At 64.4% G+C, this 20,174-nt stretch carries 21 protein-coding genes; 12 read left to right on the forward strand and 9 right to left on the reverse strand.

The features are described 5' to 3' along the window. The first annotated feature begins 528 nt into the window (after positions 1 to 528). Positions 529 to 687 carry a hypothetical protein gene (locus GA0061099_RS41235; RefSeq protein WP_164936882.1) on the forward strand — a complete coding sequence of 53 codons (159 nt, stop codon included), beginning with the start codon at positions 529 to 531 and terminating at the stop codon, positions 685 to 687. A 324-nt stretch (positions 688 to 1,011) separates the two neighbouring features. Next, complete coding sequence (locus GA0061099_RS41240) at positions 1,012 to 1,182, forward strand: hypothetical protein (RefSeq protein WP_167361663.1); 171 nt, start codon at positions 1,012 to 1,014, stop codon at positions 1,180 to 1,182. A gap of 13 nt (positions 1,183 to 1,195) precedes the next feature. Here GA0061099_RS41240 and GA0061099_RS18670 read toward each other — a convergent pair whose 3' ends face one another. Both GA0061099_RS18670 and GA0061099_RS18680 read right to left on the reverse strand, forming a co-directional pair. Then, the gene (locus GA0061099_RS18670; RefSeq protein ID WP_036012564.1) at positions 1,196 to 1,867 is read right to left on the reverse strand and encodes a hypothetical protein; all 672 of its coding nucleotides are present in this window, start codon (positions 1,865 to 1,867) and stop codon (positions 1,196 to 1,198) included. Between the two features lie 1,273 nt (positions 1,868 to 3,140). Beyond that, positions 3,141 to 6,239, reverse strand: coding sequence for a DEAD/DEAH box helicase (locus GA0061099_RS18680; RefSeq protein ID WP_036028132.1), 3,099 nt, complete (start codon positions 6,237 to 6,239; stop codon positions 3,141 to 3,143). A 500-nt stretch (positions 6,240 to 6,739) separates the two neighbouring features. Here GA0061099_RS18680 and GA0061099_RS18685 point away from each other — a divergent pair, with 500 nt between their 5' ends. Beyond that, positions 6,740 to 7,024, forward strand: a complete 285-nt coding sequence (locus GA0061099_RS18685) for a hypothetical protein (RefSeq protein WP_036028134.1) — start codon at positions 6,740 to 6,742, stop codon at positions 7,022 to 7,024. Positions 7,025 to 7,028: 4 nt separating this feature from the next. Here GA0061099_RS18685 and GA0061099_RS18690 read toward each other — a convergent pair whose 3' ends face one another. Both GA0061099_RS18690 and GA0061099_RS18695 read right to left on the reverse strand, forming a co-directional pair. Continuing rightward, entirely contained in the window at positions 7,029 to 7,421 is a 393-nt protein-coding gene (locus GA0061099_RS18690) for an NUDIX hydrolase (protein ID WP_157286040.1), read from the reverse strand. Between the two features lie 134 nt (positions 7,422 to 7,555). Continuing rightward, a complete protein-coding gene (locus tag GA0061099_RS18695; RefSeq protein WP_370107652.1) occupies positions 7,556 to 8,635 on the reverse strand; it encodes an AI-2E family transporter in 1,080 nt (359 codons plus the stop codon). 227 nt (positions 8,636 to 8,862) lie between these two features. Between GA0061099_RS18695 and GA0061099_RS18700 the strand changes: the two genes are divergently transcribed. Next, a complete protein-coding gene (locus GA0061099_RS18700; RefSeq protein ID WP_036012574.1) occupies positions 8,863 to 9,090 on the forward strand; it encodes a hypothetical protein in 228 nt (75 codons plus the stop codon). A 102-nt stretch (positions 9,091 to 9,192) separates the two neighbouring features. Then, positions 9,193 to 9,495 carry a hypothetical protein gene (locus GA0061099_RS18705; RefSeq protein WP_027575377.1) on the forward strand — a complete coding sequence of 101 codons (303 nt, stop codon included), beginning with the start codon at positions 9,193 to 9,195 and terminating at the stop codon, positions 9,493 to 9,495. Between the two features lie 597 nt (positions 9,496 to 10,092). On the opposite strand, the gene GA0061099_RS18715 is transcribed toward GA0061099_RS18705, so the two are convergent. Next, the gene (locus GA0061099_RS18715; protein WP_036012594.1) at positions 10,093 to 10,308 is read right to left on the reverse strand and encodes a hypothetical protein; all 216 of its coding nucleotides are present in this window, start codon (positions 10,306 to 10,308) and stop codon (positions 10,093 to 10,095) included. Positions 10,309 to 10,947: 639 nt separating this feature from the next. Between GA0061099_RS18715 and GA0061099_RS18720 the strand changes: the two genes are divergently transcribed. The 3 genes from GA0061099_RS18720 (at position 10,948) to GA0061099_RS18730 (ending at position 12,616) form a co-directional block, all read left to right on the forward strand. Next, complete coding sequence (locus GA0061099_RS18720) at positions 10,948 to 11,535, forward strand: formyltransferase family protein (protein ID WP_036012580.1); 588 nt, start codon at positions 10,948 to 10,950, stop codon at positions 11,533 to 11,535. Positions 11,536 to 11,775: 240 nt separating this feature from the next. Next, the gene (locus GA0061099_RS18725) at positions 11,776 to 12,126 is read left to right on the forward strand and encodes a hypothetical protein (RefSeq protein ID WP_036012597.1); all 351 of its coding nucleotides are present in this window, start codon (positions 11,776 to 11,778) and stop codon (positions 12,124 to 12,126) included. After that, positions 12,071 to 12,616: a hypothetical protein gene (locus tag GA0061099_RS18730; protein WP_074447965.1), complete on the forward strand. Its 546-nt coding sequence runs from the start codon at positions 12,071 to 12,073 to the stop codon at positions 12,614 to 12,616. Before GA0061099_RS18725 ends, GA0061099_RS18730 begins: the two co-directional genes overlap by 56 nt. 51 nt (positions 12,617 to 12,667) lie before the next feature. Here the strand turns inward: GA0061099_RS18730 and GA0061099_RS18735 are convergent, their stop codons facing one another. Continuing rightward, positions 12,668 to 13,066 carry a RidA family protein gene (locus tag GA0061099_RS18735; protein ID WP_036028139.1) on the reverse strand — a complete coding sequence of 133 codons (399 nt, stop codon included), beginning with the start codon at positions 13,064 to 13,066 and terminating at the stop codon, positions 12,668 to 12,670. Between the two features lie 152 nt (positions 13,067 to 13,218). Here GA0061099_RS18735 and GA0061099_RS18740 point away from each other — a divergent pair, with 152 nt between their 5' ends. Next, a complete protein-coding gene (locus GA0061099_RS18740) occupies positions 13,219 to 14,094 on the forward strand; it encodes a DMT family transporter (RefSeq protein WP_036028140.1) in 876 nt (291 codons plus the stop codon). Positions 14,095 to 14,295: 201 nt separating this feature from the next. After that, entirely contained in the window at positions 14,296 to 15,729 is a 1,434-nt protein-coding gene (locus GA0061099_RS18745) for a caspase family protein (protein ID WP_074447966.1), read from the forward strand. A 191-nt stretch (positions 15,730 to 15,920) separates the two neighbouring features. On the opposite strand, the gene GA0061099_RS18750 is transcribed toward GA0061099_RS18745, so the two are convergent. Both GA0061099_RS18750 and cysK read right to left on the reverse strand, forming a co-directional pair. Further along, positions 15,921 to 16,160, reverse strand: coding sequence for a BrnA antitoxin family protein (locus GA0061099_RS18750; protein ID WP_036012607.1), 240 nt, complete (start codon positions 16,158 to 16,160; stop codon positions 15,921 to 15,923). Positions 16,161 to 16,163: 3 nt separating this feature from the next. Then, complete coding sequence (cysK, locus tag GA0061099_RS18755) at positions 16,164 to 17,141, reverse strand: cysteine synthase A (RefSeq protein ID WP_036028142.1); 978 nt, start codon at positions 17,139 to 17,141, stop codon at positions 16,164 to 16,166. A 222-nt stretch (positions 17,142 to 17,363) separates the two neighbouring features. Here cysK and GA0061099_RS18760 point away from each other — a divergent pair, with 222 nt between their 5' ends. Continuing rightward, positions 17,364 to 17,582, forward strand: a complete 219-nt coding sequence (locus tag GA0061099_RS18760; protein ID WP_036028144.1) for a hypothetical protein — start codon at positions 17,364 to 17,366, stop codon at positions 17,580 to 17,582. 15 nt (positions 17,583 to 17,597) lie between these two features. Here GA0061099_RS18760 and tgt read toward each other — a convergent pair whose 3' ends face one another. Next, complete coding sequence (tgt, locus tag GA0061099_RS18765; protein WP_036028145.1) at positions 17,598 to 18,743, reverse strand: tRNA guanosine(34) transglycosylase Tgt; 1,146 nt, start codon at positions 18,741 to 18,743, stop codon at positions 17,598 to 17,600. 215 nt (positions 18,744 to 18,958) lie between these two features. Here tgt and GA0061099_RS18770 point away from each other — a divergent pair, with 215 nt between their 5' ends. Then, on the forward strand, positions 18,959 to 20,143 hold the full coding sequence (locus tag GA0061099_RS18770) for a patatin-like phospholipase family protein (protein ID WP_225151692.1): 1,185 nt from the start codon (positions 18,959 to 18,961) through the stop codon (positions 20,141 to 20,143). Positions 20,144 to 20,174 lie beyond the last annotated feature (31 nt).

Genomic DNA, 20,174 nt, shown 5'->3' on the forward strand with positions numbered 1-20,174 from the left:
GCTGGAGGTGCTTGGACCTTTGGGGAAGGCCAAAGCCACCGAAGACTAGGAAAAATCGGCAATCGCTTCTGCTCGCTTTCGCACATTGCTTGTACGTTTTGTTTGCGCAGAACGAAGCCAATTGCCAATGAAGGACTATCTGGCGCAGATCGAGAAACTTGCAAAGATGCGGCCGAACGCGCCCTGATCCGCGACTTGGCTACCGATCCAGCCAAGCGCGAAGTGTTCGACAGGCTCGCAAGCCACCTCACGGTCCTTGCTGACCAAGTGGAAATGGCGATGGTTGAGCGGAAGGCCGGGACCGACCCGTTTCGGCCTTAGAAGCACGCCGCGGATCCGGTGCCCGATCCGCGCAGACATGGCCCAGTGATTTTGTGGCTCCAGGCTTCGAAGCAGCAGTGGTGGTCGATATGCTGAGCGGAGCTGCGGAGATGCTGATGCACCGCCAATCCAGATCAGCATGGGAACGTTTCGATCGGCATTGAGTCCTACAGGCGCAATCCATCCCGTTTCCTCGTGGATCGAACGATGGAAAAAGCACTCGCCTATGCCATCTCGGCGGCCCTTGTGGGCTTCGGTCTTTTGATCTTTTTCGCCGGTCTGTCTTCCAGCTCGCCCGCCTTATGGACGATCGTCGCGCTGGTCCCGATCACGATCGGGATCGTGAGCGCCTTTGGTCCTGTGTGACTTGATGTGGAAACCAGGGCTTTAGGTCAGCCCGTCTGTATTTTTCGAATCGGCAGCCCGTGTTCGCTCTCTCGGAGCTTCCAACCGCTGGTGACCCGCGTGAGCCATTTCGTCTCGATGCTTCTGCTTGCGACGGCCCTGGTCCTGACGTTGTGCTTCGGAGTGGCGGCCTGGCGCCTCTCGGCAGACAAAGAGGCCGACATCACCGCCACGATTTCCCATCAGGAATACGGTTGGAGGCCAAGGCCCAGCAACTGAAACTTTGACAAACCCGCTGACATCGCGCCGGAAACGTGTAGGATTCCCCAAAACCGGAGGAACGGCATGTTTGAAATCAACGGTTTCGACACGGCGGGCGTCGTCAATCTCAAGCGGTCCTCACTCGCCGCGGCCCTCAAAAAGGCCAGGGAGCTGGTCGAGGACGGATGCTGGGACGTTCAGGTCGTTGATCCCACAGGCCGGGTCTATACCTCGTTCGAGGAGGAAGCGGCCTAGCCAGAACGCGTCCTCAGCTCTCCGGCGCCGCCACCGCAGCCGGCGCGGTCAGCGGAGCCCCTCCGATCGACACCGGCCCTAGAGGCCCCAGGGGCTTGGGCTCACGCACCAGCCGCTTGCGCATCGCGGCAGATAGTCCGTAGCGCGCATTCGCTCTGCGAACGGACGATGTCACGTCCGACATCATCACATTCTGCAGCGAGTCGACCTTGGCGATCAGCGTGGACAGCTGCGAGGAGATCTTCTTCACGTCGACCCGCTCGTCCGTGATGCTCTGCCGCAGCGACAGCAGCAAGAGTGAATCCTGCTGCAGCAAGGCTGCATTCTGCTGCAGCGTCTGGTTGTTCTCATGCAGCGAAGCGGTGTGCTGCTGCTGGGCCGACTGGATCTCCTTCAGGGCGGTGACGACCGGATCCGGTTTCGGTGCCGGTGCCTCCTGCCGCGGCAGCAGTTCGGCGAGGCTGGCAACATTCAATGACGGCATGCCGGAGGGCGACGTATAGATGGCCGCCGCGCCGTTGATGGCGAGGGCACACACCGCCAGCGGCAGGATCGTCTTGCGGCGGGGCGTGATTGGCGGCGTTTCAGCTTCCGGGCCTGCGGGTTCCTGCGCGCCTGCAGCGTCTGCAAGGGCGACGGCGTCGAGCTCTTCGGCGAAGCTTGGCGTTTCGAAGGACGTGGTCATTTGCACTGACCCCCATGGAGCGAGCAACAGGAAGCCGCCCCCTGGAACGCCCTCGCGACGATCCGCTTACGCAGCACCCATACACAACTGCCTAAAATTGTCGGCTTTCTGGATTAATTCCGCGTTAGCGGCGCGGCCGGCGGACGGGCCGGCGCCCCCGGCCGATTACGGATCCGGCGCAAGCTCCTCGCCGCGCATCCGGCAACAGCCATGCCAGCAACGGATTTTCCGAAGTTGGCATAATGCCACTGTTTTGCCCGACAAATCAACGGCCAAGTCACGGCGCCTCCGGCACGGACTCGGCACGATAGGCCTGATCCGGGTCGTGGACCACGCTTGCTTGGGCCACCTCGGCCGCGATGGACGCGCCGAATGCAGAACGCCTTATCGCACAAGCACATAGCTACTGTGCATGGGGTTGTTTTCGCACTTTCCGATTTACCCCTCGTCCAGCAGCTCGAACAGCTCGTGCGTCCGCTCAAACCGCGAGCGCCACATGTGCTTTGGTAGAGCGCGATGCACCGAGTCGACCTGTTCCCCCGTCGCTCGCAGATTACAAACCTGGTCCTATCGGGCTCGTAACGCGTTTGGGCGACACAGTCGTTCGTCGCTCGACCCGGGCCTTGGCATCCAGCACCTTGTCTCCAGCTCGTGCGGCTCGCGGCCGACTGATCTGGTCCGAAAGGCTCGAGCCTCTCCCTGACAGACTATTTGAACCAACACTGGCGTTTCCTTGAGCCTGTGTTGCCGGTCGGAATCTGCTTTGGGAGAACGCCGAACCAGCGGCCTTTTGATCTTCATTGCTCGTGCCGCTGCCAATTGCGCCGATCGGCAGGCCATTTTGAGCGCGACCAGCCCCGGCATTTCTCGCGGCCTGAGCTGCCGCCCGCGACCTCGCAGGCGTGGCGGGCTGGACGTTCGAATTGGTCGCTTCGCTGTTGGTGCCCAGATCTCCGCCGGGCGCGATGTCCTTCGTCCCCATCCCTGGGGGTGCTGAGGGACCTGCATTGCCCGCACTCGTCCCCATTCCAGAAGGCGCCGAGCCGCCAGCGCTACCCTGCCCCGTTCCCATGCCCGCTCCGGCGGAGCCGGCATTTGCGCCGCCCGCTTGCACCAGGGCCAACAGACATGAGCCTGCGACAATCGTGGCAATCACTGGACGAATGGCATGTGACATCGGACGATCTCCTTCGCCACGCCCAAATTAACTATAATGGTGGAGCAGGGTTTCCGCTACGAATTCGCAGTTGCGCGCTGACGAACGCGCAAGCCCCTACCCCTCGTCCAGCAGCTCGAACAGCTCCTCCACCCGCTCGAACGGCGCATCGCGCATCGGGCTGTGATAGACGACGCGGTCGCCGTCGCGTTGCAGTGACTTGCCTCGCGACTTGCGCAGGCGTCCGGGCAGGAACGTCGCGGCCGCAGCTTCAGGCCCGACGTCGAGGCGGATGATGCCGCGTCGCTTGCATTCGATCCTGAGCTTGGCCGCGGCGAAGAAGTCGCGCGCGAGCTTTGGCAAGGGTCCGAAGCGGCGGGAGGTTTCCTCCTCGAGGTCGTCGAGATCGTCCTCGTCGTTGCATCGTGCGGCGCGGGCATAGAGCTCGAGCCGCACCGGCTCGGACTGCACATAGCTCTCGGGCAGCATGTCCCCGACCGGCAGGTTGAGGTCGGGCACCCACAGCTGCTCGTCGCTCTTCTCCGAGGCCATCTTCAGCAGGTGGCTGTAGAGCACGGGCCCGAACACCTGGACGTGGCCGGATTGCTGCTCCGAGAACAAATCGCCCGCGCCTCGCAGATCCAGGTCGCGCTCGCTGATGGCAAAGCCCGCGCCCGGCCGGCTGAACTCCTCGAGCACGGCGAGGCGCTTCTCGGATTGTCCGGACTCCGTCTCGGTCAAGAGATGCGCGAAGGCGCGGATGCCGCCGCGGCCGACGCGTCCGCGCAGCTGGTGCAGCTGGGCGAGGCCGAACTTTTCCGGCCAGCACACCACGATGGTGTTGGCGCGTGGAATGTCGAGGCCGCTCTCGACGATGTTGGTCGCGAGCAGGACGTCGGCATGGCCTTCGACGAAGCTCATCATGCGGTCGTCGATCTCGTCGGCCGCCAACCTGCCGTGCAGGCAGACGATGCGCAGGTCCGGCGCCACGGCCCGCACCCGCGCCAGCATGGGATCGAGATCCTGGATGCGCGGGCAGATCAGGAAGCTTTGGCCGTGGCGGCGCTGCTCGCGCAGCAGCGCCGAGGCGATCGCCGCATCCGATAGCGGCGCGATCCGGGTCGCGACCGGAAGCCGGTGCACCGGGGGCGAGGCGATCACGCTGAGATCGCGGAAGCCGGCGAGACCGGCGGCCAGCGTACGCGGGATCGGCGTCGCGCTCATCATCAGCACATGGACGTTCTTGGCGAGCCCTGCGAGCTTTGCCTTTTCCGCCGCGCCAAAATGCTGCTCCTCGTCGACGATGACGAGGCCGAGATCGTCGAACCTGACGTCCTTGCCGGTGAGCGCCTGCGTGCCGATCACAACCTTGATCCGGCCGCTGCGCAGGCCCTCCCTGGTCTCCCGCAGCGCCGCGCCCGAAGTGGCGCGCGAGAGGTTGCCGACCTCGATGCCGAACGGGGCAAATCGCTTCTGGAACGTCGCGACGTGCTGGCGGGCCAGCACCGTCGTCGGCACCGCGACCGCCACCTGCTTGCCTGACAGCACCACCGCGGCCGCCGCGCGCAGCGCGACCTCGGTCTTGCCGAAGCCGACATCGCCGCAGATCACCCGATCCATCGGATGGCCGGATGCGAGATCATCCAGCACGTCCCGGATCGCCTGGGCCTGGTCGATCGTCGTGAAGTAAGGAAAACGCGCGACGAACTTCTCGTAGGCCGATCCCGGCGGCACCAGCTTTTCGCCGCGCCGCCGCCGGCGCTGGCTGATGTGCTTGGCGAGCGCCTTGCCGGCGATCTGGATCTCGCGCTCGGCCTCGCTGCGGCGCGCCCACCACGTGCTGCCGTCCGCCTTATCGAGCGAAAGCCTGCCGAGCTCGGCGGCGTAAGGCCACATCAAGGCGAGATCGGGCGGCGGCACCAGCACCGCATTGTCGCCGGCGAACTTCAGGCGGATCATCTCGCGCATCGCGCCCCCGCCGGTGTTGACGGTCTGCAGGCCGTCGAGCACGGCAAGGCCGCGCTGGAGATGAACGACCACCGTGCCCTGCTCCGGCGCATCGGCATGGTCGAAGGCCGCGCTCCAGGCGCGCGCCATCGGCTGCGGATGATGCGCGCGGCTGCCGAGCACGTCGGACGCCGTCACCACGACCAGAGGCTTCTTCGCCGGCACGACGAAACCGGCATCGAGATCGGCGAGCAGCGCCATCTCACCGCCCCGCCCGCGGGCCGCCTCCTCCCAGTCTTCGCAGCGCTCCGCCTTGACGCCGCTCATCCGCTCCATCACGCGCAGATCGTCCTCGTGCGCGGCAACGAGGATCAGCCGCGACCCGGCCCGGCGCGTCTCCTCGACGAAGCCACGCAACGCCTTCCGGGAGGATGTCAGCTTCGAAAATTCCGGGATGGCCTGGAACGGTGCCGTCCGCGGCAGCACCTTGATGCCCTTGGAGAGCCGCTTCCAATCGCTGCGCCCGAGATATTCGCGCTCCCGCTCGCTGCGGGGCGCGGCCTCCTCGATCGTATCGAGCCATCCGTCGGCATGCGACGGCACGCCGGCATCGGCGATCCATCTGGCGCCCACGCAATAATCGAACAGGCTGGCGCGCTTACCGCCTTTGCCGGCAAGGCCGAGCCGCTCCGACATGGGATCGACGAGCAGCTCCCTGGTCTCGAAGATGATCCTGTGCTCATGCGGGTCGAAGGCCACGATCCGTTTGATCGTGTGCTGCGAATGCTCGATCCGGAACGGCCCCAGCGCGCCCGCCGGGAATATCTCGAAGGTCTGGCCGTGGAACAGCGCCCCGCCCGGATAATCCGGCTCATCGTCAAGATCGTAACCGAGGGATTGCAGGCGGGACTCCAGCTCCTGCTCGGAGAACGTGCCGCCCACCTTCAAGCTCAGGCTCAGGCGCGACAGGCTGGCCGGCGGCGGCATCCGCTCCATCACCGCTTCAGCCGTCGATACCAGAAACACCGGCTTCTTGGACTTCGCAAGGCGCCTCAGCACGGAGGCTCTGCGCCCCGCGAGCTCGTGCGAGGGCTCCAGTTGATCGAACGGCAAGGTATTCAAGCGCGGAAACACCAGCACCTCGCAGGCGGGGTCGAGCGCGTGAATGACGCTGCCGAGCCGCTCCGCCCTGTTCTCGCTCTCGGCGAGAAACACGATGCCGCTGCGTCCGGACTGCTTCCATTGTCCAAGCAGATGAAGGGCCATCATGCCGAGAGGCGACGAAGACGAGATCGTGGCGCGCTGCGATCCTTTGCTCTTCTTCGGCGGCTTCTTGGCCACCCTTGCCTTCGTGGAAAGCCTCACTTGGACCCGTTTCTGCTTTTGAACCGCCGCAAACTGAATGCGAGCCGCCTTGCCCCTCGAATCGGCAGCTCGGCGCCATGCATATGGGATTTGCCCTGCGAACGCACCCCTCCTCGGTAACGTTCGAGGCGGCGGCGCGATCCCTTTCGATCTGCTCTTGGCTGTGAGAATGGAGGCACGAAAAAGCCCCAGCGCTTGGAGCAACGCTGGGGCGTTTCGTTCGAAATGAATCGGTTAAGCAATGACGTCTTCATAGCAGCGGTTTCGCCGCGCGCTTGTGAACTGGTTCACACGCCTAGTTGGCTCGGCGATGTCTGGCGGCATCGGGCCAGGCCGGCATTCAAGCTTTCTTCAGACATTTCGGATCAGCTGACGATCCATTTCAAAGTGATTGTCATCCGCGCATGAGTTCGGTCCAGGTTCAGTGCACGCGGTGCAAGAACGTGTTTCGCGATCGCGCCGGCCGGTTGCAGGACGGCTATTCCAGGCAATGTCCGAGCTGCGAAGTCGTGCTGTTCTTCGCCGAGGACTCGCAGCATCCCTTCATCAAGCGGGCGATGCGCAGTGCGCGCCAGGCCCGCAAGGAGATGCGGGAGCTCCAGGCCGCGAAGCTCGCCGCACCCGAGCCGGAGGTGGCGCAATCGAGGAGGTTTGCTGGCAGGACGCGATCGGCGGCGCGGGAGGACTAGCGGCTCAGCTTCGCCGCCGCTTGCGCGGAAACAGGCGGTCGCGGATGTAGCGCGAGGTCGCCGTCAGGCGGATGCCGCGGGGCTTGTGCCAGGCGGCGCGGTCGATCTCCTTCTTGTCGCCGATCGCCAGCCTGCCCTTGGCGGACTTGGCGATGAAGATCGCGTCGCTCATCTTGCGGCCGGAGCGCTTGTTCCTCGCCTTCACTTCCTTCCAGAGGCTGATCCTGCCGAGCTTCAGCTTGGGCAATTCCTCCTTGATCTCCCGCCGCAGGCAGTCCTTCTCCGACTCGCGCGCACGCTTGCGGCCGCCCGGAAACATCCACAGGCCGTCCGACCGGCGTCTGACCAACAATACCTTGCCGCGCCTGGCGGCAACCAGCTTGGAAGACTTTGCCATTGCTGCCGTTGTCGAAAACAGAATCGACCCAATGGTAACTTGTCTAGTCAAACAGACAAGTTAGCGACGCGCCTTGATCACAAGCCACGAGCTAACCGGCATGGGCGGCTGACACCGCGCTGGCGGGCGCGAGATCACCCCTTCCCCGTCTCCGCCCGGTCCTCGGTCCTGATCCAGGCCATCATCATTTCCCAGGCCACCGACAGGATGATCGGTCCGATGAACAGTCCGACGATGCCGTGGGCCAGCGTACCGCCGATCACGCCGACGAAGATCACGATGGTCGGGGTGGTCAGGCCACGGCCCATGACCAGCGGCTTCAGCATGGTGTCGATGAAGCCGACCAGGACGAAGAACACGGTGAGCAGCAGCGCGGTGGTGACGTCCTTAGCGGTCCAGATCCAGATGATCACTGGCAGCAGCACCAGGAAAGCACCGATCTGCACGATCGAGAGCAGCAGCACGATGAAGGCAAGAAGGCCCGCGCTCGGCACCGAGGCGAGCTTGAAGCCGATTCCGGCGAGCAGCGCCTGGACGATCGCCACGCCAATGACGCCCTGCGCCACGGCGCGGATGGTCGCACCGGCGAGCGAGAGGAAATGCTCGCTTTGCTCCGGCACGATGCGAAACAGGAAGTTGCGGCCGGCCGCGACCAGGCGCGGCCCATGCGGAAACAGGAAGCCGGCCACGAACACGGAGACGAGAAACTGGAGCGTGCCAAGGCCGGCGTCGCCCGCGAGCGAGAGCAGCGGGCCGGCCAGCGGCTGAAGATACGGCGCCACCTCGCGCACCGCCGTCCGAACGTTGTTGTAGGCCTGATCCCAGAGCTCGTAGAGCCAGGGGCCGACCAGCGGCCAGGACTTAAGCTGCTCCGGAGCCGATTGGAGCACGAGGTCGCCGGTGCCGAGCTGGTGCGCCAGCTCACGCACGCCGTCCACCGCGCTGATGCCGAGCCAGGTCGCCGGGCCGATGACGATACCCAGCGTGATCAGGGTCAGGATTATTGCTGCGGTTTTGGGCCGGCCGCCCAGGATCTTGGCGACCCAGCTGAATGCCGGATAGAACGCGACCGCCAGCACGCCGCTCCAGGCCAGGATTGGCACGAATGGGCGGATGATCAGGAAGGTCCAGATGATCAGCAGGGCGAGCAGGCCGAGGCGGATCACGAGCTGGATGACGTCCTCGCCCGTCAGCAACTGACGGAGGCTTTTCACGGGCACAGCTTTCCTTGCGGCATGAACGCAACTTCCGCGCTTGCGGGCTCAGCCGTTATTGCCAGCAACGTATCTGGCGTCAAGACGACCGGCTGCCGGATACCACATCGCCCGCCCCCAACCCGGCTTGGCTAACGCGGGTTAACCGGATTTCCCCGCGCCGGTTTACGCCCCTGCAAATGCTGGTGACTACCTTTCTTCGTAGTCACCGAAACGCATTCTGGGTCATGGCCAACAGCATCTGGACGATCGAAGAATTCACCTGCACCGGTTGCGGCATGAACTACACCGCGACCAGAGAGGAGCACAGCGAGGCTCACAGCGGCAACTTCAAATGCGGCATCTGCAGCGGCATCGTGCATGCCTGGTCCGGCAAGCACCACTTCTTCGGCTGGCAGGCCGTGAAGACGAGGCCACCGGTGTTCGGGCGGCGCTGGGCCGGCGTCGAATGGTAAGCCGCCTGCGGTGACGCCGGATCCGCCGAATTGCGCCGGCGCCGTTTGCACTCCGTTCACAGATCGCGGCTAGATCAGGACGGATCCTCCGCTTCGAACGCCATGGCCGACCTCAACGCCGTCCTGACCAGGCTCAACGACCGTCTGCTTCGCCTCGAGGGCGAGCTGTTCGTGCTGCGCTCGCTGGCGCGCGCGACATTGACCGCGGGCGACGACCATGCCGCGCGCATGCGCAAGCTGGTCGAGGCCGCAAAAGTCGCGCTCGACGACGAGGCCAAGCGCCCTCTCGACAAGCCGACCCGAAAATATGTCGATGCCGCAACCGCACTGGTAGAGGAGCTGCTGGTCGAACCCACCCCGGCGCGGCCGCTGTTCACGGTGATCGACGGCGGCCGACGCGACTGAGCGCCCGCCTCAGCACGGCGATGACTACCGCCCATACATGCCCGGCGCACGTGCCCCGTGCGGGTAGCACTGTCCCTGCGAGTAATTGTAATCATAGCCGTCCGGACAGAGCCCGCCGCGTCGTCCGTAATATTGAGGGCGACCGTAAGCGCCGGGCGCGTGCGCACGATTCGGGTAGCACTCGCCTGTCGAGTAATTATAGTCGTAACCGTGCGGGCACAGGCCACCACGGCGCCCATAGCCCGAGCCGTGGCCCCCGGTGTAGACACCCGGCGCGTGACGGTCGTTGGGATAGCAGCGGCCGTTCGAGTGGTTGTAATCGTAGCCGTGTGGACATTGCCCGCCCGGACCGCCCCTGAACTGAACCTGCTCCACCATGGGCGCTGTCGGCGCCGCAGGCCCGGTTGCAAACGCAAGCAGGCCGGCCAGCGCAAGTTCGATCATGACGATTCCTTCAAAACACGGGGACAAGCCTATCAGGATTCGCGTCCCACGAAACGACATGGCAATTGACGCATGGCTGGCCTGAACCCCGCATGAACCGGGCTCGGACTGCGACAATGCGTCAACGCCAGGCATCGCGCACGATGCCGACGTCTAGATCGTGGACTTATCCGACTTGAGCCGGCTGAGCCCCGCCTCAATGATCGCGATCTCCTCGTCGATCTGACCGATCGGCAAACTGAAATCATAGCCGGACCGGCTCTTCAGATCGACCGCGAGCCGCTGCCTGTGCATCATCAGCTCGTCGAGTCCACGGCGGTTCTTCAGACGCACATAGGCGTCGACGATCTGCTCGATCGCGTTCGGCATGAGATCTGTCCCGGCGAAAAGGCCCGGCGGCGCGCCCACGCCAGCGGACGATTTCGGTGTCGCGGTACGCAATACAAATCCGCGACGGATTCGTCGATACGCCAAGCTGGTTGAGATCGTGTTACCGTTCGATGATTTCGTCAGTCGTGGGCATGAAAGGCCGCCCGCGGCCAAAAGCCGGGGTCGAAAACGGATGCGGGTTTGAAATGCACCAGCCCCGGTTGGCGCACCCTTATCAGCCAATCCGAGGCATCTCTGTTAAGAAACGAAACACAGGAACCCGCTACAGGCTCTCGTCCACGACGCAGGGCCCCAGGCAACGGTAGGCGTCCGAGATCGGCGCCACCTGATGGCGCAACGCCGGTCGGGACCGCCGGGTAAGGCCCGCCAGCTTGGGCCGAAGTGGCCGCCAGCAGTGTCGCGACAGCGAAAAACCCGACGCTGCGCATTGCCTTCGCTCCCAAGCCGATGTCATGCCCGCTTGGAAGGCGCCGGACGGCTCGACGGCGCAATCCCGGCGTTCGCGCAAGCGGCGCCCGGCGCATTGTTGATAACCCACGCAAACGCTGCGCGGGTGGTGACAGGGCATGCGGACGTGTTATCGGGGGATGACGCAGTTGCGAGACGGATCGGACACCCATGCGAATTACCCTCGTCGGCTCCCGCCATTTTGGCGTGACCACCCTGAACATGCTCCGGGAGCACAGCGTCTCGGTCGTCCGGGTCGTGGTGGCGGACGCCGACGACCGCCTCGCCGCGGCGGCCAAGGCGGCGGGCATCGAGGTGCAGGTGCAAGCCAATCCCAAGCTGGTGGTGGCCTCCGAGATCGCCCCGGACACCGATCTGATCATCACCGCGCACAGCCATGCCAGGATCGGCAAGGATGCGCTCGCCGCCGCCAGGCTCGGCGGGATCGGCTATCATCCCTCGCTGCTGCCGCGCCACCGCGGCAAGGCCGCGGTGGAATGGACCATCAAGGAAGGCGACCCCATCGCTGGCGGCACGATCTACCATCTCGCCGACCGCATGGATGCCGGCGCGATCGCCGCCCAGGACTGGTGCTTCGTCAAGAAGGGCGAGACCGCACGAGAGCTTTGGGAGCGCGCGCTGGCGCCGCTCGGGCTCAAGCTGCTGGCCGACGTGATCGATTACGCCAAGGTCCACAAGGCGCTACCCGCCAAAGTCCAGGACGAGCAGTTCGCGACCTCCGCGCCGAGCCTCTCCTGAGCCAAGATCCTCTGAGCCAGCCCTCTGAGCCGAAGTCTCCTGGAGCAAGCTCTTTCCGAGTCGTCCTGACGTTTACCCTTAACGTGCGGCGCCCTTGATTCTGCTTCGGAAATTGGAGCCAAAAGCGCAAATAAACCATTGTTCCCAAACGAACAATTTTCGCTTTGGCATCGCAACAAATTTCCGTCACATTTCGTCCGAATAAGCGTCAACAACTCAGACACATTCAAGGACGAATTCATGCGTTTTGGTCGCATTGCGGTGTTCTGTGCCGCCCCAGTTCTCGCTGGCACCCTCGCCGCCCCCGCCTTCGCCCAGAATCCCTATGACGGCAATTGGCAAGTCACCATCGTGACCAAGAGCGGTTCGTGCGAGCCGACCGCAAGCTCGATGCTGACGGTTGCCGGCGGCAAGATCACCGCGCCCGGCGCTAACGTTTCCGGCACCATCGGCAGCGGGGGACTTGTGAAAGTTTCGATCAATGGTGCATATGCCAACGGTCAACTCAGCGGCAACGCCGGATCGGGGAAGTGGAATGGAGCATCTGCAGGCATACCGTGCAGCGGGCGGTGGGAAGCATCGCGCCAATAAACCAATTGAGGCTCGCGCCCGGAACCGGCGGCTGCTGATCGCGGCCGCCGTTTTGTTTGGGGCTGGGATCGCCGCGACCGAAAGCAGTGCCCAGTCCGGCCCGTTCGCCCCGCTGGCGGGCAGCTGGAGCGGTAGTGGCACGGTCACGCTGGATGACGGCTCGACCGAGCGGATCCGCTGCCGGGCCAAATACGCTCCGATCGGACCGACCATGGAGATGTCGCTGACCTGCGCCAGCGATGCCTACAAATTCAACCTCGGCGCCAACGTGAAGGCCGAAGGCGGCGCCATTGCAGGCAGTTGGTCCGAGACCAGCCGCAACATCTCCGGTTCGCTCCAGGGCCGCGGCAGTGGCGGAAGCTACGAGCTGGTGGCCTCCACCGCGGGCTTCAACGCCAACATCTCTCTCAAGACGTCCGGCAACAAGCAGAACGTCACGATGCGCGCGGACAGTCAGTTCCGCGGCGCGCACATCTCGATGTCGAAATAAGACGCTAGCTCACGCGACAATCGATCCGGCGCCCGCGCCGGATCGATTTTTTTATGGGCCGGGCACGAACGCCGTGACCTCGATCTCGACCTTGGCACGCTCGTCCACGAGGCCTCCGATATAGAGCAGCGTCGAGGGCGGAAAATTGCGGCCGAGCGTTTCCTTCCAGGCCGCGCCAATGCCGGCACCTGCCGCTTCGTACTCGGCGCGGCTGGTCAGGTACCAGGTCAGGCGGACGATGTGCTCGGCGCCGGCACCGGCCTCGCCCAGCAGCTTGACGATCCGCTTCAGCGCCGTCGCGACCTGGGCTGCCATGTCGGGATCGTAACTGCCGGCCTCGTCGCCCCCGGTTTGGCCGGCGAGTACCACCCACCGGCCCGGCCCCTCGGTCGCGACGCCGTGGGAAAAGCCGCGCGGTTTTTTCCACTCGGCCGGCTGCAAGATGCGCATGGGCAATGTCTCCCGATCTTTGTCGTTGTTCGCTGATGCCTTAGCATGCCGCCCGGCATCGCTGCATCCGCAGATTTGGCCGTTGCAAACGGCGGCAATGTCGCCGATACCGGCCGCCCCTCCTTGGTCCATCCCTTTCGTATCCGCCGCAGATGAGTACCACACCGTCGAAAATGATGGCTGCACTGTGGATGACCGGCTGGCTGTCGCTGATGCTGATCATGGCAGTCGCCGGGCGCGAGACCACGCGCGAGCTGAATGTTTTTCAGATCATGGAAATGAGGTCGCTGGCCGGCTTCGTCTTGCTCTCACCGATCATCTACCGCGCCGGCGGCTGGAAGGTGCTCAAGACATCGCGGTTGCCGCAGCATGTCGGCCGCAATTTGGTGCACTATGTTGCCCAACTCGGCTGGTTCTTCGCACTGACACTGATCCCGATCGGCCAGGTGGTCGCAATCGAGTTCACCATGCCGATCTGGACGGCCGTCCTCGCGGCGAGCTTCCTGTCCGAGCGGATGACGCCATGGAAGATCGCCGCCATCGTGCTCGGCCTCGTCGGCGTTATCGTCATTGTCCGCCCCTCGACCGGGGAGATCAATCCGGGGCAGCTCATCGCGCTTGGCGCCGCCATGGGATTTGGCGTCGCGATGGCGCTGGTCAAATCGCTGACCCGCACCGAGAGTGCGCTCTCGATCCTGTTCTGGATGCTGGTGGTGCAGTCGGTTGCGGGCTTCATTCCGACGCTGTTGGTCTGGACGTGGCCGTCGCTCTATGTCTGGGGCTGGGTCGGCGTGATCGCCGTCTGCGGCACGTTCTCACATTATTGCCTGGCCAGTGCGATGCGCTACGCTGACGCGACGGTCGTGGTTCCGATGGACTTCCTGCGGGTTCCACTGACTGCAACTGCCGGTTGGCTGTTGTATTCCGAGCGGCTCGACGCCTGGACCGTGCTCGGCGCCGCGCTGATCCTGTTCGGCAATTTACTCAATTTGAAGCCCGCTTCGTCGGTTCCCGCCCGGGCCAGGTGAACCTCGCGCCGTCTCGCGCGACAAAACCAAGTGGCCGTGTGATTTGGATCACGTTGGAGCAACACTCCATCGTGCACATTCGGCCACACAGCAGCGGGTTGAACGCAACGGACTGCCGTTTTGGTGGCGCGAAGTCGGGCACTTCGTGTAGGTTCGTGGCCGATTTGTTGCTGCCTGCAATTCGATTCTGGGGATTTCAGAATGCGCTATCTCACCCTCCTCGCTTCGCTGATGTGCATGGCGCTGTCGATCAGTGCCGCCAAGGCTGACCGCCGCGTCGCCTTCGTCGTCGGCAACGGCTCCTACAAGAACGTCGCGCAATTGCCGAACCCGCCGATCGACGCCAAGGCGATGGCGGCCACGCTGCGCAATGTCGGCTTCGAGGTGATCGAAGGCTCCAATCTCAGCCGCGACCAGATGACCGAGAAGCTGCTTGATTTCGGCCGCAAGGCGCAAGGCTCCGATATCGCGCTGTTCTATTATGCCGGCCACGGCATCGCCGTCAGCGGCACCAATTACCTGCTGCCCGTCGATGCCGACATCAAGTCGGAGATGGACGTCAAGCTGGGCGCCGCCATCAACATCGACCTGACGCTCGAGCAGACCATGGGCGATGCCAAGGTCAAGCTCGTCTTCCTCGACGCCTGCCGGGACAATCCGTTCGCCGCGAAGATCAAGTCGAATTCGGCGACCCGCAGCGTCAACGTCCAGAGCGGCCTCGCCGAGATGAAGTCCGGCGAAGGCACGCTGATCGCGTTCGCCACCGGCCCGGGCCAGACCGCACTCGACGGCCAGGAAGGCAACAACAGCCCGTTCACGCGGGCGTTGATTGACAACATCACCAAGCCCGGCGTCGAGATCCAGCAGGCCATGACGTCGGTGCGCGCTCAGGTCAATGAAGAGACCCGCAAGGGCCAGCTGCCCTGGGGCCACACCAACCTGACCGGCTCCGTCTATCTCAATCAGGCGCCGACCATCCAGGTCGCCGCTGCGGCCCCGACCGCGACCGGCATTGTGCCGGCGGCGACCGGAAGCTCGGACGGTGTCGAGCTCGAATACTGGCGCTCGGTTAAGGAGTCCAACAAGGCCGAGGAGCTCAATGCCTACCTCACCGCTTACCCGAACGGCCAGTTCAAGGCGCTGGCGCTGGCGCGGCTAGCGGCGATCAAGAGCGGCCCCTCGACCGCGACCCGCACGCTCAATGCCGGCGTCGATCCCGCCACCTTCACGGATGAGGCTACCCAAGTGACCGAGGACCAAATCGGTCTCGACAAGAACAAGCGTCGCGACGTGCAGCGGCGACTCACGGCGCTCGGCTTCGACACCAACCAGACCGGCGTCTTCAACGACGAAACGCGGTCCGTGCTCAAGCGCTGGCAGACTGCGCGCGGCTATCCCTCGTCGGGTTATCTCAACAAGAACCAGCACAAGGCCCTGCTCTCGGAAATCGTGGCTGCCCCGGCAACGGCGAGCGACGGCAGCCAGAAGCCGGCTCGGCGCGCCGCCACCGCCCCGGCTCAGAGCAGCGCGCCGGCACCGGCTCCCCAGCCACGCAGCAATCCCGGCGATGCTGCCGGTGCGGCCTTCGTCGGTGGCGTCGTCGGCGGCATGATGGGCGGCATGTTCCGCCGCTGAGAGCGAGACGGATCCCAGACGACAGAAGCCCGGCTCGCGCCGGGCTTTTTCGTTTGTGATCCTCATGGTGAGGAGGCGCGAAGCGCCGTCTCGAACCATGAAGGCGCGCCTCGACCAGCGGGGCCTTCATCCTTCGAGACGCTTGCTTCGCAAGCTCCTCAGGATGAGGAGCTACAGCCCATCCGCGAAGTCTACTTCCCTGCCACCTTGCGCAGCGCCTCGTTGATGCGATCCTGCCAGCCGGGACCGCCCTCCTGGAAGAACTCCAGCACGTCCTGGTCGATGCGCAGCGTGACCTGCTCCTTGATGCCGGGCACGGCGTTTTGCTTGGGCGGCGCCGTGGCGACCTTGGCCGTCACCTTCTTGAACGCCGCCTCGGCCTCGGTCCTGGCATCGCCCAGCGTGCGCGGCCGTCTCGGTTGATCCGCCATGTCCTAGATTCCCTCAAACAGAGCCGTCGAAAGATACCGCTCGGAGAAGGACGGCACGATCGCCAGGATGGTCTTTCCGGAAGCTTCCGGCCGCTTGCCGATCTCGAGTGCGGCGGCGATCGCGGCGCCCGAGGAGATGCCGCCCGGAATGCCCTCATGCCGCGCCAGCGCGCGCGAGGTCTCGATCGCGGTGGTCGAGTTGATCTTCACGATCTCATCGATCACGGAGCGGTCGAGGATGTCAGGGACGAAGCCGGCACCAATGCCTTGGATCTTGTGCGGAGTATGCTGTCCCCCCGAGAGCACCGGGCTCTCCTCCGGCTCGACCGCGACCACACGCAAGCCCGGCTTGCGCGGCTTGAGTACCTGGCCGACGCCGGTGATCGTGCCGCCGGTGCCGACGCCGGCCACGAAGAAGTCGATGCTGCCGCCGGTGTCGTTCCAGATCTCCTCCGCGGTGGTGCGGCGGTGCACCTCCGGATTGGCGAGGTTCTTGAACTGCTGCGGCATCACTGAATTCGGCGTCGTCTTCAAGAGCTCCTCGGCGGCCGCGATGGCGCCCTTCATGCCCTGCGCCGCCGGCGTCAGCACCAGCTCCGCGCCGAGAAAGGCCAGCATCTTGCGTCGCTCGATCGACATCGATTCCGGCATCACCAGCTTGAGCCGGTAGCCGCGGGAGGCCGCGACGAAGGCGAGCGCAATGCCGGTATTGCCGGAGGTCGGCTCGATCAGCACGGTGTCCGGCTTGACGATGCCCGCCTTCTCCATCGCGATGATCATGGCCGCGCCGATGCGGTCCTTCACGCTCGCGGCAGGATTGAAATATTCAAGTTTTGCCAAAATGGTCGCGTTCACGTCGTGCATGCCGGCCAGCCGGCGCAAGCGCACGATGGGCGTGTTGCCGAAGGCATCGACGATCGAGTCATAGATCCGGCCACGGCCGGGTTGGTGCGCTGCACCCGTGTTGGACGATACGTCCATGATGAACTCCCTGTGGCGACGATCTGCACGTCTGTCGCGGCCCTGCGCAGTTACGGACAGCTTGCGGCGACACGCAAGCGGCTATGCAGCACATGTTAAATACGCTGCATCGCAAAATCGCGTGAGCTTTAATTAGCAGAAAACCAACGCATTTGTGTTGCGACCTCGTCAACTGATTCTGCTTATGTTAGACTTAGGTCTCAAAGCAGGGAGGTCACCACGATGTCAGCGGTTGCTGAAGTGATGTCGACCGTAGCGCTAAGGCGTGATCCGCGTTGCAGCGAGTTGCCGACCTGTCCCGTCTGCGCCGACTCCATGGTCGCCGCTGAAGCATCTGCCTACGTCTCGGACCACATCATCAGCTACCTCTGGACTTGCGACAATTGCGGCTACGGCTTCGTGACCAAGCATGCCGTGAAGCGGCGGCTCGTGTGCAACTGAGTTTGGACTGTTGAGCTAGCGCGGGGCGATATCGCCCCTCGCCCAGTCCGCGCGCGTACGCTGATAGAACTCCTCGAAATTTCCTTGCGCGATCGCGTCCCTGATGCCCTGCATCAGGGACTGGTAGTACGCGACATTGATCTCGGACAGCAGCATCGCGCCCAGCGTCTCGCCGGCCTTGACGAGATGATGCAGATAGGCGCGCGCGCAGTTCCGCGTCGACGGCCATGAGCTCTCTTCATCGAGCGGGCGTGGATCGTCGGCATGGCGCGCGTTGCGCAAATTGACCTGGCCGTAGCGCGTGAAGGCGACGCCGTGCCGGCCGTTGCGGGTCGGCATCACGCAGTCGAACATGTCGATGCCGCGCTTCACCGCTTCGAGGATGTCGTCGGGCGTGCCGACGCCCATCAGATAGCGTGGCCGCTGCTTCGGCAGCAGCGGCGCGGTCTCGTCGATCATCGCCAGCATGACCGCCTGCGGTTCGCCGACGGCGAGCCCGCCGATCGCATAGCCATGGAAGCCGATCCCGACCAGGCCTTGCGCGCTCGCATGGCGCAGCTCGGGCACGTCGCCGCCCTGCACGATGCCGAACAGCATGTAGCCATCCGGGGCGCTCGCGAAGGCGCGCTTGCTTCTCTCCGCCCAGCGCAGCGACAATTGCATCGCGCGCTCGATGTCGGCGCGCTCGGCAGGCAACCGTACGCATTCATCCATTTGCATGGCGATGTCGGAGCCGAGCAAACGCTGCACCTCGATCGACCGCTCCGGCGACAGCTCGACCTTGGCGCCGTCGATGTGCGAGCGGAACGTGACGGCGTGCTCGCTGACCTTGCGCAAATCCGCCAGCGACATCACCTGGAAGCCGCCGGAATCGGTCAACATCGGTCCGTTCCAGCCTGTGAACGTCTGCAGGCCGCCGAGCGCCGCGATCCGCTCGGCGCTTGGACGCAGCATCAGATGGTAGGTGTTGCCGAGCACGATGTCGGCGCCGGCATCGCGCACCTCGCGCCAGTGCATGCCCTTCATGGCACCGGCGGTGCCGACCGGCATGAAGGCAGGGGTCCGCACCACGCCATGCGGGGTGGTCAGGCGCCCGGTGCGCGCGGCCCCGTCGGTGGCGAGCAACTCAAAGTGATTGGGAAGGTCATTGTCGGGATTCATGGTGGTGCTTATTGCGTGTCGGAGCAGGCTGATCAACCCGCCGACCGCGCTCGCGCCGGTTTGTGCATCAGACTGGGACACCGACCCACACAAGGATAGTGTGCCCGCGCCCTTGTCAAACGAAACGATACAGTGTAGTTTTGTGCGCAGGGCTGGACGAGATGCCGCGGCGAACTTGCCGGCGGCGGTAGATGCGTGATCGCCAGCCACCGACAATGCCGTACCCTTCGTGTTCGACCGACGCATCCGTCTCCTCGCGTGACCGGATCAGGCAGACTGGCGTCGGCCTGATCGGATCGGTGGTCCTGATCTGCAGCCTAGCGCTCGGCGCCTGCACCGCCCTGCCCCGCACGCCCTACACGGCCGCTGAAGCCAGCGCCTCGCGCGTGCTGGATATCGACGGCCTCCGGCGCTACGCCGACGAGCCGGTCACCAAGTTCAGCTTCGATAAAGACAACAGCACTGCGACGAGAACCTATCTGGCGCTGTCCGGCGGCGGCGCTGACGGCGCCTATGGCGTCGGCGTGCTCAACGGCTGGACCGCGGCCCGAACCCGCCCCACCTTCTCGGTCGTCTCGGGAGTCAGCACCGGCGGCCTGATCGCGCCGTTCGCGTTTCTCGGACCGCAATATGACGACACGCTGAAGGAGGTCTACACCAGCGGCATCGCGGAGAGCCTCCTGAACGATCCCAGCATCATGCGCGTGCTGTTCGGATCCGGCCTGTTCGGCAACACGCGGCTGCGCGAGCTCGTTGCACGCTATGTCGGGCCCGAGATCATGGCACAGGTCGCGCGCGAGCACGCCAAGGGCCGCAGGCTGCTCGTGGTGACGACCGACCTCGACACGCAGCGCACCGCGATCTGGGACATGGGCAAGATTGCCGCGGTCGGAACGCCCGAGGCGCTCAAGCTGTTTCGCGACGTGATGGCGGCCTCCGCCAGCATTCCACTGGTGTTTCCGCCCATCATGATCGATGCCGAAGGCGGGGGCCGCAAGTTTCAGGAGATGCATGTCGACGGCGGCGTGACCGCGCCGGTGCTGACCTTGCCCGAAGCTCTGCTGTTCCAGAGTGGCCGTCTGCCCGGCAATGCGAAGGTGGACATCTACATCCTCGTCAACAAGAAGATCGAACGCAACTTCGAGCTCGTCTCCAACGGCACCATCGACGTCGCCTCGCGCAGCCTGTCGGCGATCACCCAATCGCAGACGCGCTCGATCATCTTCTCGACCTACGATTTCGCCAAGCGTAACCGGCTGGGCTTCCATCTCTCCTACATCGCGCGCGACTATCCCGCGCCGCCGTCGGAAGGGTTCGATACCGGCTATATGCGGGCGCTCTACCAGTACGGATACGAGAAGGCTGCATCCGGCCAGGCCTGGACCTCGACGCTGCCGTGATCCCTCGTGACGGAACGAGGCAATACCGAAA

Origin of the sequence: Bradyrhizobium yuanmingense (assembly GCF_900094575.1) — a bacterium.
GTDB lineage: Bacteria > Pseudomonadota > Alphaproteobacteria > Rhizobiales > Xanthobacteraceae > Bradyrhizobium > Bradyrhizobium yuanmingense.